At 59.1% G+C, this 13,531-nt stretch carries 14 protein-coding genes; 11 read left to right on the top strand and 3 right to left on the bottom strand.

What is annotated here, in order from left to right:
* Positions 1 to 104 precede the first annotated feature (104 nt).
* Together RBB49_RS15825 and RBB49_RS15820 are read left to right on the top strand one after the other, a co-directional pair.
* Positions 105 to 2,450 (top strand): hypothetical protein, encoded by a 2,346-nt coding sequence (locus RBB49_RS15825; RefSeq protein ID WP_306143822.1) that lies wholly within the window; start codon positions 105 to 107, stop codon positions 2,448 to 2,450.
* Positions 2,451 to 2,514: 64 nt separating this feature from the next.
* The gene (locus RBB49_RS15820) at positions 2,515 to 2,901 is read left to right on the top strand and encodes a Rap1a/Tai family immunity protein (RefSeq protein WP_306143821.1); all 387 of its coding nucleotides are present in this window, start codon (positions 2,515 to 2,517) and stop codon (positions 2,899 to 2,901) included.
* A gap of 54 nt (positions 2,902 to 2,955) precedes the next feature.
* On the opposite strand, the gene RBB49_RS15815 is transcribed toward RBB49_RS15820, so the two are convergent.
* Positions 2,956 to 3,852 (bottom strand): LysR family transcriptional regulator, encoded by an 897-nt coding sequence (locus RBB49_RS15815; RefSeq protein ID WP_306143820.1) that lies wholly within the window; start codon positions 3,850 to 3,852, stop codon positions 2,956 to 2,958.
* Positions 3,853 to 4,057: 205 nt separating this feature from the next.
* Here RBB49_RS15815 and RBB49_RS15810 point away from each other — a divergent pair, with 205 nt between their 5' ends.
* The 3 genes from RBB49_RS15810 to RBB49_RS15800 all read left to right on the top strand — a co-directional run bounded on the left by RBB49_RS15810 (position 4,058) and on the right by RBB49_RS15800 (position 5,869).
* Complete coding sequence (locus tag RBB49_RS15810) at positions 4,058 to 4,552, top strand: nuclear transport factor 2 family protein (RefSeq protein ID WP_306143819.1); 495 nt, start codon at positions 4,058 to 4,060, stop codon at positions 4,550 to 4,552.
* Positions 4,549 to 5,211, top strand: a complete 663-nt coding sequence (locus RBB49_RS15805) for an SDR family NAD(P)-dependent oxidoreductase (protein WP_306143818.1) — start codon at positions 4,549 to 4,551, stop codon at positions 5,209 to 5,211. The genes RBB49_RS15810 and RBB49_RS15805 overlap by 4 nt, the downstream gene beginning before the upstream one ends.
* A gap of 148 nt (positions 5,212 to 5,359) precedes the next feature.
* Positions 5,360 to 5,869: a fasciclin domain-containing protein gene (locus RBB49_RS15800; protein WP_306143817.1), complete on the top strand. Its 510-nt coding sequence runs from the start codon at positions 5,360 to 5,362 to the stop codon at positions 5,867 to 5,869.
* A gap of 128 nt (positions 5,870 to 5,997) precedes the next feature.
* On the opposite strand, the gene RBB49_RS15795 is transcribed toward RBB49_RS15800, so the two are convergent.
* Positions 5,998 to 6,849, bottom strand: a complete 852-nt coding sequence (locus RBB49_RS15795) for a LysR family transcriptional regulator (RefSeq protein WP_306143816.1) — start codon at positions 6,847 to 6,849, stop codon at positions 5,998 to 6,000.
* Positions 6,850 to 6,943: 94 nt separating this feature from the next.
* Between RBB49_RS15795 and RBB49_RS15790 the strand changes: the two genes are divergently transcribed.
* From RBB49_RS15790 to RBB49_RS15765, 6 genes are all read left to right on the top strand, one after another.
* Positions 6,944 to 7,933, top strand: a complete 990-nt coding sequence (locus tag RBB49_RS15790) for an NADPH:quinone reductase (RefSeq protein WP_306143815.1) — start codon at positions 6,944 to 6,946, stop codon at positions 7,931 to 7,933.
* A gap of 139 nt (positions 7,934 to 8,072) precedes the next feature.
* Complete coding sequence (gene bktB / locus RBB49_RS15785) at positions 8,073 to 9,251, top strand: beta-ketothiolase BktB (RefSeq protein ID WP_306143814.1); 1,179 nt, start codon at positions 8,073 to 8,075, stop codon at positions 9,249 to 9,251.
* Positions 9,252 to 9,361: 110 nt separating this feature from the next.
* On the top strand, positions 9,362 to 9,919 hold the full coding sequence (locus RBB49_RS15780) for a tetratricopeptide repeat protein (protein WP_306143813.1): 558 nt from the start codon (positions 9,362 to 9,364) through the stop codon (positions 9,917 to 9,919).
* Positions 9,920 to 10,066: 147 nt separating this feature from the next.
* Positions 10,067 to 10,510: a DUF4399 domain-containing protein gene (locus tag RBB49_RS15775; RefSeq protein WP_306143812.1), complete on the top strand. Its 444-nt coding sequence runs from the start codon at positions 10,067 to 10,069 to the stop codon at positions 10,508 to 10,510.
* A 51-nt stretch (positions 10,511 to 10,561) separates the two neighbouring features.
* On the top strand, positions 10,562 to 11,080 hold the full coding sequence (locus RBB49_RS15770) for an RNA polymerase sigma factor (RefSeq protein WP_306143811.1): 519 nt from the start codon (positions 10,562 to 10,564) through the stop codon (positions 11,078 to 11,080).
* Entirely contained in the window at positions 11,077 to 11,820 is a 744-nt protein-coding gene (locus RBB49_RS15765) for a hypothetical protein (protein WP_306143810.1), read from the top strand. Before RBB49_RS15770 ends, RBB49_RS15765 begins: the two co-directional genes overlap by 4 nt.
* A gap of 19 nt (positions 11,821 to 11,839) precedes the next feature.
* Here the strand turns inward: RBB49_RS15765 and RBB49_RS15760 are convergent, their stop codons facing one another.
* On the bottom strand, positions 11,840 to 13,453 hold the full coding sequence (locus tag RBB49_RS15760) for an alkaline phosphatase family protein (protein WP_306143809.1): 1,614 nt from the start codon (positions 13,451 to 13,453) through the stop codon (positions 11,840 to 11,842).
* Positions 13,454 to 13,531: the final 78 nt, after the last annotated feature.

Genomic DNA, 13,531 nt, shown 5'->3' with positions numbered 1-13,531 from the left:
TTATGGCGGGGTAATCGGACTTTCCTGCGAATTGTCAGAGAACGGGTTCTGCGTCCCGTCCTACCGTCTCAAGGCTACGACTAAGCTCAAGAGGAGTCGGGTCTGTGAGATCATTCATTCTGGCAATGGGCCTTCTGCTGTGCGGGGCGGCCCATGCACAAGAGGTTCCCGAAACGGTCGATCAGGCCGTTGCTGCGGAAAAGGGCTGCATGTCCTGCCATGAGGGGATCGAAAAATTTACCTCAGGTGCGATGATGGAGTCCATCGAAGCCATGGGTCCCGATCTGGAAGATCCAGCCGGCTGCGTGGTCTGCCATGGCGGTAATCCCCAGGGACTGACCGCCGAAGAGGCCCACAAGGGCACGCCGGCCGATCTGGCCGATGCCGGAGGTCCGCACACGTTTTATCCTGATCCGGGAGCGTTGTGGATCGCCGACAAGTCTTGCGGACAGTGCCACGACGGTTATGCCGAGCGTCTGACCAAGTCGCTCATGAACACGGAAGCCGGCAAGCTGCAGGGCAATCTGTGGTCCTGGGGCGTGATCGATACCCATCGCTCGGTCTACGGCAACTATGACCTGGTCGACGAGGACGGCAATGTCCCGTCTGTCGGTACCGATGCCTACAAGGACTATATGGTCGCGTTCATCGAGGCCCATCCGGACCAGATGCCAAGTTCCATGGAGCAGGTGCCTGAAGTTGATGTGAATGCGATCTCAGAGCATCCGAACCTGGCAGGTATCACGTATTCGCGGCAGCAGTGTCAGCGTTGCCATGTCGGTGTGACCGGACGCGAAAAACGCGGTGACTTCCGCGGGGCCGGGTGTTCGTCCTGCCATGTTCCCTATTCGAATGACGGCTTCTACGAGGGCGGTGACCCGACGATCGCAAAAGACCAGCCGGGCAAGCTCCTGACCCACCAGATGCAGGGGACGCGCAAGTCCAAGGTGAAAGTCGGCGAGGTCGAGTATTCCGGCATCCCGTCAGAAACCTGCAACTCATGCCATAACCGCGGCAAGCGGATCGGGGTGAGCTATCAGGGCATCATGGAGTTCCCTTACGGGTCGCCCTACACTGAAAAGGGCGGCAAGCAACCGAAGCTGCACACCAAGAACTATGTCTACGTGAAAGACGATCTGCACCATTCCATCGAATCGCGGGACGGCAACCCGGCGGGCGGCATGCTCTGCCAGGACTGTCATACCTCGATCGACATGCACGGTGACGGAAACCTGCCGGGCACGACACTGGCCCAGGTGGAAATCGAGTGCGAGGACTGTCACGGAACCGTCTCGAAGTTCCCGTGGGAACTGCCGCTGGGCTATGGTGAGGAACACGCCACCGATATCGGCGACACGGCGCGCGGCCTGGCCGACGACGTGACAGCCGAGCAGTACATGGCGGAGGTTTATGAGCCCGAAGACGGATATCTGCTCAGCGCACGCGGCAACCCGCTTGGCAATGTGATCCGCCGCGGTGACAAGGTCATCCTGCACTCCGCCTCCGGTCTCGACTTCGAGGTGCCGGTCCTGCGCCAGCTTGCTCTCGACGGGAACTGGAAGTCGCCAAATGCGGAAGTCGCGATGATGAGCGTCGGCAAGCACATGGAAAGCATGGAATGCTATGCCTGTCATGCCGACTGGGCACCGCAATGCTACGGCTGCCATATCACCGTGGACTATTCGGAAGGCAAGACCGATGTCGACTGGATCAACAATGCCAACTCGCGCGGCGAGGATGGCCTGACCGCCGACAATGCAATGGGCACCAATGGTCTGACCAGCCCGGGCAAGGTCGCGGAGACCCGCTCCTACCTGCGTTGGGAAGAACCGACCCTCGGTATCAACGGTGAAGGCCGCGTCAGCCCGCTGATGCCCGGCTGTCAGGTGATCACCACGGTCATCGACAAGGACGGCAACACGGTCGCGCATAACGAGACCTGGATCACGCCCGATGCCGGTGGCACGAAGGGTCTCGATCATGCCGCCGTGCAGCCACACACCGCCGGTCGCGAAGCGCGGACATGCGAGAGCTGCCACAACAATCCGAAAGCATTGGGTTACGGTATCTCTGGTGGCCGTTTCATGAAGGGCTACGACAAGGGCTTCGTGGTCGATCTGGAAACGGCAACGGGCGAAATCATCCCGAACCAGACCCAGATGCAGTCGCAGGCCATTCCGAGCCTCGATCATGACCTCAGCCGGATCGTGACGGAGGACGGCAAGCAGCTGGTCACGGTCGGTTCTCACTGGCCGCTGACCGGCCCGCTGCCGCAGGAGATGCGTGAAAAGATGGAGCGCACCGGACTGTGCATGGGCTGTCACCAGAACATGACGGACGAGGACCTTTGGAACAAGGTCAACAGCCCGGCATTCCTCAGCAACGAGGAACACCAGGACGTCATGGATCAGGCGGTCCATGCTCTTGGCGAGAAGAAGAGCGCGCAATGATGCGCAACCGTCTCCCGCGCCTCATCGTGCGGGAGACATTCCGGCCTATCCTTGGAGCGAACCAATGCGTTTCAGCCTGATTTCCCTCATTGCAGCCTCGCTTTTGGCTGCACCAGCAGCAGCGGCCCCCGGGTCGGTTCTGCTCATCCACTCGAACTATACGGCCGAAGAGCTCCTGTCTCCCTGCCAGGAAGCCGACAACGATGCACGGTGGGGGCAGGCCGCTGAAATCGAGTGTGAACAGTACATAATCGGTTTCGTCGATGCCCTTGAAGTGACCGGCGCTGTCGGTGACGGCAAGGATATTTGTCTGCCGGAACAGAACATACCGGACGAAGTGCGCTGGGCGTTCATGCGCTGGGTGCACAGCGATTTCACCAAGCGCAAGGCCATGATGGCAGGTGAGGCGCTCATGGAAACCATGAAACAGGACTTTCCCTGCAAAAAATGAATGCAACAGAGAGCGGCAAAGGCGCGGTTTTTCGTTGGCGGAAAGCCGCGCCTTTTAGTTGCCTCCGTGTTGGCGCATGTGGTCGACAAACAGTCTCAGCGGGACCATCTCGCGATAAGCACGCGGGAAATACAGGAATAAACCGGGTACGTGCGGCATGAACTCTGTCAGAGCCGGAACGAGGCTTCCATGACGAACATCCTCCGCGACATAATCGTGCAAGAGGTAGATCAGACCTTCGCCGCGCCGTGCTGCATCCACTGCCACGGACAGCGAGTTCACCACCAGTGAGCCCTTGACTGCAACTTGCGAAAGACCCTCCGGTTGCTCGACTTCCCATGGTGCGAAGGCACCGGAACTGTGAAACCTGTAGCGGATACACTCGTGCGCCAGAAGATCCGCCGGTACGCGCGGAACACCCGCTTTTTCGAAATATGCTGGTGAACCAAGGACAGCAAGCCGCAGCGGTTTTGTCAGTCTGATTGCGATCATATCCTGTGCGATCAAATCGCCCAGCCGAATCCCGGCATGCAGTCCGGCTTCCCGAATGTCCTCAAAAGCGTCCGTGAGCGAGAGCTCGACGTTTATCTCCGGATAGGCGCTGCGGAACGAGGGCAGCACTCTTGCGACAACAAGGTCATAAGCGTACTCGGGCAGCGCAAGTTTCAGACTGCCTCTAGCGGCATGACCGGTGGTGCGCGCGCTCTCGACGGCTTCCGCGATCTGCTCGAATGCAGGCGAAGTACCGCGCAGCAGGGCACGGCCGGCCTCGGTCAGGTTGATGGAGCGCGTTGTTCTGATGAAAAGCGCGGTTCCAATCCTGTCTTCCAGGTTTTTCAACTGGTGGCTGACGGTCGAGGGCTTGGTCCCCAGTGCCTGTGCGGCCGCCCTGAGCGATCCATGGTTTGCAATCGCAGTGAAGACTTCAAGGGTCGTGAGCGGCAGTCGCACGGAGCTGATCCTCTTGGGCCTATTGTTCGTTTTTCTACACTAATATAGTGGAATCAGAGGTAATTATCATCTGGCATGCAGCATCCTATAACTGTCGCATGTTCCTTCGAAAGATGCTCTTGCACGATTTGAGCTGCACTCCAGCGGCATCGCGCCAGAGAGAATTCGATCGGCATAGGTTTCAGTGTCTCAAAGGAGAGGAACGATGAAGGCAGTCATTCAATGCACCGTTTTTGCTGCGGTGCTGTTTGCAGGAGGTCAGGTGGTGGCGGCGTCCCCGGAAGAGAACATCAAGGTGGTGCAGGACTTTTTCAAAGCCTATGGCGAAGGGGACCTTGAGGGGATTGCCGCCGTCATGGACGACGATGTCACCTGGCACATTCCAGGCCGTCATCCCCTGTCCGGCACAAAACACGGCCGCGATGAGGTGCTCGCCTTCTTTTCGGAGTTGGGTGTTGCAGGCTTCAAGGCCGAACCGATCTATTTCGGGGCGGATGAATCCCATGTTGTCGACATTCACAGGGGCTGGTCCAATGCGGAAGGAAAGCCGAATGTCGATACGACCTGGGCACTCGTCTACCGGATTGAAAACGGCAAGATTGTCGAAGCCACCAATCTGAGCGCTGATCAGGACGCGGCGAACACGTTTTTCTGGTCGCAGTACCAACTGGCACCCGTGCCGGAGAGGTTGGCGCAATGAGCGGAAGGCGTGCGCTTGTCACAGGCGCGAACAGGGGGATCGGCCTGGCCATAGCGAAAGGCCTTGCTGTCATGGATTGCCACGTCTTCCTGGGCGCGCGTGATCTGACGGTGGCGAAGAAGGTCGCGCACGCTTTTGACGCGCAGGCTGTTGAGCTTGACGTTTCGAACCAGGACAGCATCTCACGTGCCGTCGACGCGATCGGAACAGTCGACATTCTCGTCAACAATGCCGGCGTCCTGGGCTCGGGCAATCTGCTTGATGATCCGGAGGATTTTGAACGATCCATGTCCGTCATGGTGCATGGACCTTACAGGCTGATGCATTTGCTCGCGCCGGCGATGGTGCGCAATCGCTACGGCAGGATCGTGAATGTCTCGTCCGGATGGGGCGCTTTTTCGGACGGTGTTTCAGGCCCGGCTGCTTACGGGGTTGCCAAGGCTGCCCTGAATGCCCTGACGGTGGCGTCAGCCAGAACGTTGCCGGAAAACGTCAAGGTAAATGCCATGTGTCCGGGCTGGGTGCGCACGCGCATGGGCGGAGCGGCAGCTACAAGATCTCCAGAGGAGGGAGCCGACACGGCCATCTGGCTTGCAACACTTGACCAGGACGGGCCAACAGGTGGCTTTTTCCGCGACCGGAAACGGTTTGACTGGTGAGGTCAATCGCATCCGCGTCCCGGGCCGGTATCTGGCATCATGCGTTTTCGGCAATAATTAATATCGATTTTTTCCGGAGCCAAAAGATCTACTCCAGTCAATGCGGCGTAATGTCCCTGTAATTCAATCGACACCAGGAGTAGTTGTCATGAAAAAGAGCCTTATGGCCCTTGCGGGAGCAGTGTGTCTTTTTGCCGGTCAGGCAAACGCAAATACAATCGTAGATATCGCAGCAGGTGATGAGCGGTTCAGTACTTTGGTTGCTGCAGTACAAGCAGCGGGACTGGCTGATGCGTTGCAGGGGCCGGGTCCTTTCACTGTGTTTGCCCCGGTAAATGATGCGTTCGCCGCGCTTCCGGAAGGCACCGTCGAAACGCTCCTGAAGCCGGAAAACAAGGACCAGCTCACCAACGTGCTTCTGTATCACGTCGACGACCGTGAGCTGACCTCGAACAAGATCCCGGTTGGTTCCAACTACTTCAAGCCGCTTCTTACCAGTGAGCGGACCTGCATTACGCGTTCGGGCAGCGGCGTGGACATTGCCGATGGTACCGGAGCCACCGCCAACGTTATCATTGCAGACATCAAGGCAGACAATGGCGTGATCCACGTGATTGACAAGGTTCTGCTGCCGGGTCAGCGGCCCGACTGCCACTAAGCCGATTTTATGCTCGGGTCTGGGCCCGAGCATACCGGCTGAATCCTGATATTTTGACCCGCCGGTTTTCCGGCGGGTTTTGTTTGCTGAAGAGACCTGGTTGAGGAGGCGTGCGATCTGCGTTCGTTTCAGTCCAGAATATCGCGGAACACGCCTTTGAGGGTTCTAGAAATCTCGGGCTTGCGCGGATCACTGCCGTGAAGGCTCAAGGTCGCGACGGGCAGCTCCCCAAGTTGCTGGAGCGTCTGCGGGATTTTGAGCCCCTCACCAAGACACGATCTGCCGAGCACGCTGACCCCAAGTCCCGACATGACAGCGCTTCGAACGGATTGGATGCTGCGGCAGGTCAACACTTCACGATACGCTGTGCCCGCATCAGACAACGACTTCAGGGCTGCTTGCCTGTAGATGCAGGGTGCCTGCATCATGCAAAGCGCCAACGTGTCGCCTGCGCCATCCGCCTGAAGTTCGGAAGGCCCCACCCAGACAAGCGGATCATCGATGATGGGTGCTGACGTTTCGCTGTCCGGATCATGTAAAGCCAGAGCAAGATCGAGTTCTCCTGACTTCAGCGCGGACAACAGGGGCCGGCTCAGACCAACGCGGAAAGACAGGTCTGCGTCCGGCAACTGACGCTGTACGGAGGCAAGCAGGTCGGGGATCCTGTGCGGGGAGACGTATTCCAGAAAACCGATCCTCAGGCGGCCGGAGACGGAAGGGCGCGCCATTTCCGCCAATAGCCGTTCGCTGTCGTTCAGGATCTGCTTTGCTCTTGGATAGAGAGCCTTTCCCTTCTCGGTCAGCGAAACACCCTGATTGTTGCGCAGGAGCAGTTGTCCACCGAGCAGGTCCTCCAGTTTCTTGATCCGCACGCTGATGGCGGACTGAGAGCGGCCGAGCCGCGCGCCTGCGACGGTGAAGTTTCGATCGTCGGCAACGGTTACGAAACAGCGCAGCAGGTCGGTGTCGAGGTCATGCATGTGGATTAGTTTACCGCATCAACTGAATAAATTAAATTCGTTTTCGAAATCCATCTGACCGGTGCATAGTCTGCTCAAACAACGGAGACACATCATGCGTGCGATCACCTATGACCGGTTTGGGCCGGCGGCGGACGTTTTGAAACTTGACGATATTCCGGCTCCCGTCGCGGCTCCCGGCGAAGTTCTGGTCCGGCTCCACGTGTCCGGTGTCAATCCGTCAGACATCCGCGCGAGAGCGGGGGGACGTCCGGGCGTCACGGAACCACCCTTTCCAAAAATCATACCGCATAGCGACGGCGCCGGTGTGATTGAGGCGGTGGGTGATGGCGTGCCGTCAAACCGGGTCGGAGAGCGTGTGTGGATCTGGAACGGCCAGTGGCAACGCGCGTTCGGGACGGCAGCGGAATATATCGTCCTGCCTGCCGAGCAGGCGGTTGCCTTGCCGGACCATGTGTCGTTCGAACAAGGAGCCGTTCTTGGAATTCCGGGTCTGACCGCCTGCCACGCGGTGCTGGGCGGCGGACCCGTTGAGGGCCAGACCGTGCTTGTCAGCGGTGGAGCGGGAACGGTCGGGCGCCTGGCCATACAGGTCGCGGCGGCTTCGGGGGCGCGGGTGCTGTCAACGGTGCGGGGAGAAAAGGCGGCCGCGACCGCGAAAGCCGCTGGCGCTGATGAGGTGTTCGACTACACGGATGAACGTCTCGCAGACCGCATCCTTGAGACAACGGGTGGCCGGACCATCGACAGGATCGTTGAGGTGGAGTTCGGCAAGAATGTGGAGACCAATACCAGAATCATTTCCGAACGTGGCACTATTGCCGCCTTCGGCTCCGCGAAGGACATGACGCCGGTATTGCCGTTTTATCCCCTGATGTTCAAGGCGATTACGATCGATCTGGTGCTGGTCTACATTTTGTCCGATGCCGAACGCCGCACAACGCTGGCAAACCTCACGGATCTGCTCGATCGGTACGCGCTCAGCTTCCAGATATCCGACATTCTGCCACTCGAGGACTGCGCCAAGGCGCATGACATGATTGCAGGCGGGCATCGCGCCGGCTCCGTTCTCCTGAAAATCTGAATGAGGTCGCGCTGTGAGATGACCTTTTGGCGGAATTGCGTCGCTGGCCCGTTCACGGCAATCTGTTTGAAAGACCCAGATCTGACGCCGGCAGCGCGCAAAATCGTGCTTTCCGGCCATGACGCGAAGGAAGTGACCCATGAAAGAGATCGTGATTGCAAGCGCGGCGCGCACGGCTGTCGGCAGTTTCGGCGGCGCGCTGAAGGATACGCCGCCCTGTGATCTTGCGACAACTGCGGCCAAAGCAGCAATTGAACGGGCGGGTCTTCAGGCAGAACAGATCGAGCAGGCCTTCTTCGGCAATGTGATCCATACCGAGCCGCGCGACATGTACCTGTCCCGCGTGGCCTCGCGCCAGGCAGGCGTTCCCGATCACGCCCCGGCTCTGACCATGAACAGGCTCTGCGGCAGCGGCTTGCAGGCCGTCGTCTCGGCCGTGCAGGCCATCTCCATGGGCGATGGCGAGACGGCGCTTGTGGGTGGGGCCGAGAACATGAGCCGTGCGGGGTATCAACTGCCCGGCGCGCGCTGGGGGCAGAAGATGGGCGATACGGGGATCGTCGACATGATGATCGGCGCCCTGCACGACCCGTTCGGGATCGGCCATATGGGGATCACGGCGGAGAATGTCGCCGAGCGCTACGATATTTCCCGCGAGCGGCAGGATCAGTTCGCCGTTGAGAGCCATCGCCGGGCCAGCGAAGCAATTCGGGACGGCCGTTTCAAGGACCAGATCATTCCCATGACGGTCGGGCGGCGCGGCAAGGAGCGTGTCTTCGATACCGATGAACATGTCCGGTACGAGGCCAAACTCGACGACATGTCCGGTTTGCGCCCGGTCTTCAAGAAGGAAGGCATGGTGACCGCGGGAAACGCGTCCGGTCTGAATGACGGGGCGGCTGCAATCATTCTCGCATCGGCAGACAAGGCGTCCGAACTCGGACTAAAGCCACTTGCGCGCATCCGTTCCTATGGCGTTGCCGGTGTCGACCCGGCGGTCATGGGCATTGGTCCGGTTCCCGCCATGCAGATCGCGATGAAACGCGCCGGAGTGAGTGCGGATGATCTGGACGTGGTCGAATCGAACGAAGCCTTCGCCGCTCAGGCTTGTGCGGTCAACGATCTTCTGGGTCTCGCACCCGAAAAGGTGAACCCCAATGGCGGCGCGGTTGCCCTCGGACATCCGATCGGGGCAACCGGTGCAATCCTGATGACAAAACTGGTCCACGAACTTCACCGGACCGGCAAGGCGCTCGGAGCGGCGACCATGTGTATTGGCGGCGGGCAGGGGATTGCCGTTGTTGTCGAGAGCCTCTAATGCGAGCTCACTCGAGACCGAACCAGGAATTCAGGTTGATCGGCTGATTGACTTGCGTCGGAGAGAAACAGACACTCGCACCGAAACAACGCATCTGTCCGGTCGAAGCTATGAAGCTCAGCTTGTTCAAATCCGCGCTCGCCGTTCTGATATTCGGCGCAATGATCAATCTGGCCGGTGCTGTTGATCCGGACGACTGGGACACAAAACCGCCAGAGCCGACGCCGACCTCGAAGAAATGCGCCGATGGCGAAGCGTGGGACGAGCAGTCCAGGAAGTGCGTCAAAGTCGATGCGGCCGTCTTTGACGATCCAGAGCGATTGCAGGCGGCGCGAGAACTTGCCTATGCCGGCAGGTTCGGAGCTGCGGTGAAGGCGCTTGATGCGATAGCGGATCAGAACGATACGCGCGTCCTGACCTATCGCGGTTTTCTGGCCCGAAAATCCGGGGATTGGAAAGCGGCGCTTATCTATTACGACAGGGCCCTTTCGGCCGATCCGGGCAACCTTTCGGCACGTTCCTATCTCGGTATGGGGCTGGCGGAAAGGGGAGACATTGAGGCTGCACGCAATCAGTTGGCTGAAATCCGGTCAAGAGGAGGCCGGGAAACCTGGGCCGAGCGCGCCCTGCTCATGACACTCAGATCCGGCGGGGCCGCATTTTACTGAGGCCTTCGATTTGCCCAAAGGGACGTGTTTCCCTGATGCTGGCGGCCGCCAGATCGATGGATGAAATTTTTTTCCGGCCGGAATGAATAAATTCTCGTTTTCGGTGTCTACTGGGTATCGCATGACCAAATCGGGAGGAGAAATGTCATGAAATTTTTCGTCGCACCGGCTGTTGTTGCCCTCAGCCTTCTCGGAACGCAGGCCTTTGCCGGAGAAACGCCGGCCAACCCGGATGCCAAGGTCTATTTCGTCAATCTGAACGACGGAGACAAGGTCAGCGGACCGGTCACGGTCGTCTTTGGTCTGTCCGGAATGGGCGTTGCGCCGGCAGGTGTTGAAAAGGAAAACACGGGTCATCACCATCTCCTGCTGAACCGTCCGCCAATCGGCCAGGGAGAGGACGGCGCAGATGAATTCATCTACAACATCCCTGCGGACGAGAACCACAAGCACTATGGCGGTGGGCAGACCGAGACCGTGCTTGAACTCGGCTCGGGCGAGCACACGCTTCAGCTTGTTCTCGGTGACCTCAACCACATCCCGCACGATCCGCCGATCTATTCGGACGTCATTACCATCACGGTTGAATAGATTTCGATTGCTGCCGGCGGCAGTGCCGCCGCCGGCAAGCTGGAGTCGAACATGAAATCTCGCTCTGTCAGGGACATGCTGCCGAAGGCGTTACCGTCAATCTGGCGATTTGCGCTCAGCCTGACGGGTGACATCGAGATGACAAATGACCTCGCACAGTCCACTTGTCTGCGGGCCGTCGAGAAAGCCGATCAGTTTCAGGAAACGGGAAGTTTCGAAGGCTGGTGCCTCCGGATCTGCCGGTCGATCTGGCTGAACGAATTGCGAAACAGGGCAAGGCGCCAGGACAAGGCGTTTGCGACGGTGGACATCGATCAGGTGGCGGATATCGCGCCGGAGATCGAACAAAATCTCTTTGCCAGGGAAATCGTTGCAAAGGTGTTGTCCCTGCCAGATGCACAGCGCAGCGCCGTTGAACTGGTGTTCGTGCAGCAATTCACCTATTCCGAGGCCGCCGTCATTCTGGATGTGCCCATAGGAACGATCATGAGCCGCTTGCATGCAGCGCGAAAAGTGCTGAGAGACTTTGCTGAAAGTCCGGCTGCGGGAAACAGAAAGGAGAAGACATGACCTATTCAGATCAGGAACTTCTCGCCTTTCTGAACGGTGAAATGGATGCACGGCGTGCGGAACAGATCGAGCAGACCATGCGGGTGGACCGCGAGTTGGAACACCGGGTGATGGCGCTCGACCCGGTTGCCGCACCTGTGCGCGGCGCGATGACGGCTCTGCCCGGGCGGAAGGCCATTGCTGACCTTGAACGCGTTGCGCTTGACGGAGGAAAGCGGGGCGGAAACCGTACCCCGTGGATGAAACTGGCCGCTGTCCTCGTTCTCGGCGCGGTCCTTGGCGGCGGAGCCATGTGGCTTGGCAGCCCATCTGCGGATGACTGGCGGGGCAGGGTCGCGCAGTATCAGTCGCTTTACGTCGCGGATACGGTGAGGCTGACCGTCGCAAGCGCTGATGTGCTGGAGCGGCAGCTTGAGGTTGCCAGCGAAAAACTCGGCCGGTCTCTGGATCAGCAATCGCTTGAAGCGCCGTCCGCACTCAGGCTGGCAAGGGTTCAGGTGCTCGGTCTTGACGACGCGCCGCTGATCCAGATCGTCTATCAGGATGGCGAGGGAACGCCATTTGCCCTTTGCGTCACAACGGCCGGGCCACGCGGTGAAACAAATGAACCGGCTTCTGAAATGCTCCACGGTCTTGCGACAACTGCCTGGGAAGACGGATCGTTCCGTTACATAGTCGTGGGCGGTGAAGATCTCGGCAAAACCGGCGAGGTCGCCTCTCAGCTGAAAAACGTGCTTTGAGCAAAAACACGAAATTCCGTCAGTTTTCCTTGATATGCGGCGGCATTTTCAGTCCGTCGGCCTCAAGTTCGTCCTGATCCCAATAGGCGATGTAAATGCCTTCCGGCTCGCGCGCGTCGGTCATTTTTTCAATCGTTTCGGGCGTCCGGGTGATGCGGGTGTGGTGGCGGCGCGTCCAGGCGAAGTGAAGGTCCCGCAGGCGATCCACCTCGCCGCCGTAAGCGGTATTGCCGCCCAGATCTTCGAGTTCATCCGGGTCCGTTTCCAGGTCGAACAGAATGGGGCGCATATTTTCCACATGGATGTATTTCCAGCGTCCGTCGAAGACCATCACCAGCCGGGCATCGTTCTGATCCACGCCGACCGCGCGGCGGGCATCACGGGTCGCATAGTCGTATTCGGAAATGCAGTGGTCCCGCCAGGCGGCCGCTTTTCCGTGAAGCAGTGGTTCGAGTGAGCGTCCCTCGAAGACATGTGGTTTTGCCGGTCCGCCAAGGAATTGCTGGAATGTCGGCGCAAGGTCGATGCCTTCGACAAGGGCTTCCGTCGAGGTCCCGCGCGTCGCATCTGCCTCTTGCCGGGGATCATAGACAATCAGTGGGATTCGCGCCGAGCAATCGTAGAAAAGGTCCTTTTCGCCCAGCCAGTGATCACCCATGTTGTCACCGTGATCGGAGCAAAACACGACCATGGTGTCCTGCATTCGTCCGCTCTCTTCCAGATAGTCGAACAGCCGGCCCATATTGTCGTCGAGTTCCTTGATGAGACCCATATAGACCGGCGCGACGATATCCCTGACATTGTTGCGGGCGAAGCTTTTGCAAATCCGGGTTTCGCTCCACGCTTTCATGAGTGGATGGGTGTGCTCACCGTCCTTTCGATTGACCTGGGGAAGGTCGCTTGCTGAGTACATGTCGTTGTAGGGGGCAGGGGCAAGATACGGCCAGTGAGGCTTTATGTAACTCAGGTGGCAGAGCCAGGGACGGTCTCCTTGGCTTTCCATGAATTCGATGCCGCGCGTTGTCAGCCAAGCAGTCTCCGAGTGCTCCTTCGGGACGCGTGCGGGAAGGGGTGCCGTCTCCAGAAGCCAGCCCGACTTGAGTTCGCCATCCGGGCCGACCGCCGTGTTGGCCCATTCCTCCCAAGGCGTTTCACCGCCCATGTTGTGCGCGCGCAGGTATTCCTCGTAGTCCTCCGCGTGACGGTTCTTGTCCGTCGCAGCGTTTGTGCCGTCATCACGCACAAAAACATCGAAGCCGCACTCGCTGACCAGGGCGCCGATGGTGCTTTCCGGATCGATCCCGAGGCGTTTCATGCCCTCCGCGTCAGCACGCATGTGGGTCTTGCCGACCAGGGTGCTTGTGATACCGATTTCGCGCAGGTGTTCGCCAAGCGTCGGTTCGCCGACACGCAACGGAAAGCCGTTCCAGGTGGCTCCATGACTGCGCACATATCGACCTGTGTAGAAACTCATCCGGCTCGGTCCGCAAATCGGCGACTGGACATAGGCCCGGTTGAACCGGACACCCTTGGCGGCCAGGCGATCGAGGTGCGGTGTCTGGATATGCGTTGCGCCGTAGCAACTGAGATAGTCCCAGCGCAGCTGATCGGCCATTATCCAAAGTACATTCATCAGATGCCCAACATTTCCGCGGATAAGTTACGCTGTTTGCTCTTGCAAGGCCGGTTTCGTCTATTGGACAGACCTTGC

This window comes from Roseibium sp. MMSF_3412 (genome assembly GCF_030733265.1).
In the GTDB taxonomy this organism is placed as follows: domain Bacteria; phylum Pseudomonadota; class Alphaproteobacteria; order Rhizobiales; family Stappiaceae; genus Roseibium.
Note: the sequence above shows the minus strand (reverse complement) of the source record. Positions and strands in the feature narration are given on the sequence as shown.

Excerpts from the sequence above, each read along its gene's own strand:
- RBB49_RS15795 (WP_306143816.1), bottom strand. The coding sequence starts at position 6,849 with ATGCATGACCTCGACACCGACCTGCTGCGCTGTTTCGTAACCGTTGCC.
- RBB49_RS15775 (WP_306143812.1), top strand. The coding sequence starts at position 10,067 with ATGAAATTTTTCGTCGCACCGGCTGTTGTTGCCCTCAGCCTTCTCGGA.
- RBB49_RS15780 (WP_306143813.1), top strand. The coding sequence starts at position 9,362 with ATGAAGCTCAGCTTGTTCAAATCCGCGCTCGCCGTTCTGATATTCGGC.
- bktB (WP_306143814.1), top strand. The coding sequence starts at position 8,073 with ATGAAAGAGATCGTGATTGCAAGCGCGGCGCGCACGGCTGTCGGCAGT.
- RBB49_RS15760 (WP_306143809.1), bottom strand. The coding sequence starts at position 13,453 with ATGAATGTACTTTGGATAATGGCCGATCAGCTGCGCTGGGACTATCTC.
- RBB49_RS15820 (WP_306143821.1), top strand. The coding sequence starts at position 2,515 with ATGCGTTTCAGCCTGATTTCCCTCATTGCAGCCTCGCTTTTGGCTGCA.
- RBB49_RS15805 (WP_306143818.1), top strand. The coding sequence starts at position 4,549 with ATGAGCGGAAGGCGTGCGCTTGTCACAGGCGCGAACAGGGGGATCGGC.
- RBB49_RS15810 (WP_306143819.1), top strand. The coding sequence starts at position 4,058 with ATGAAGGCAGTCATTCAATGCACCGTTTTTGCTGCGGTGCTGTTTGCA.
- RBB49_RS15765 (WP_306143810.1), top strand. The coding sequence starts at position 11,077 with ATGACCTATTCAGATCAGGAACTTCTCGCCTTTCTGAACGGTGAAATG.
- RBB49_RS15790 (WP_306143815.1), top strand. The coding sequence starts at position 6,944 with ATGCGTGCGATCACCTATGACCGGTTTGGGCCGGCGGCGGACGTTTTG.
- RBB49_RS15800 (WP_306143817.1), top strand. The coding sequence starts at position 5,360 with ATGAAAAAGAGCCTTATGGCCCTTGCGGGAGCAGTGTGTCTTTTTGCC.
- RBB49_RS15770 (WP_306143811.1), top strand. The coding sequence starts at position 10,562 with ATGAAATCTCGCTCTGTCAGGGACATGCTGCCGAAGGCGTTACCGTCA.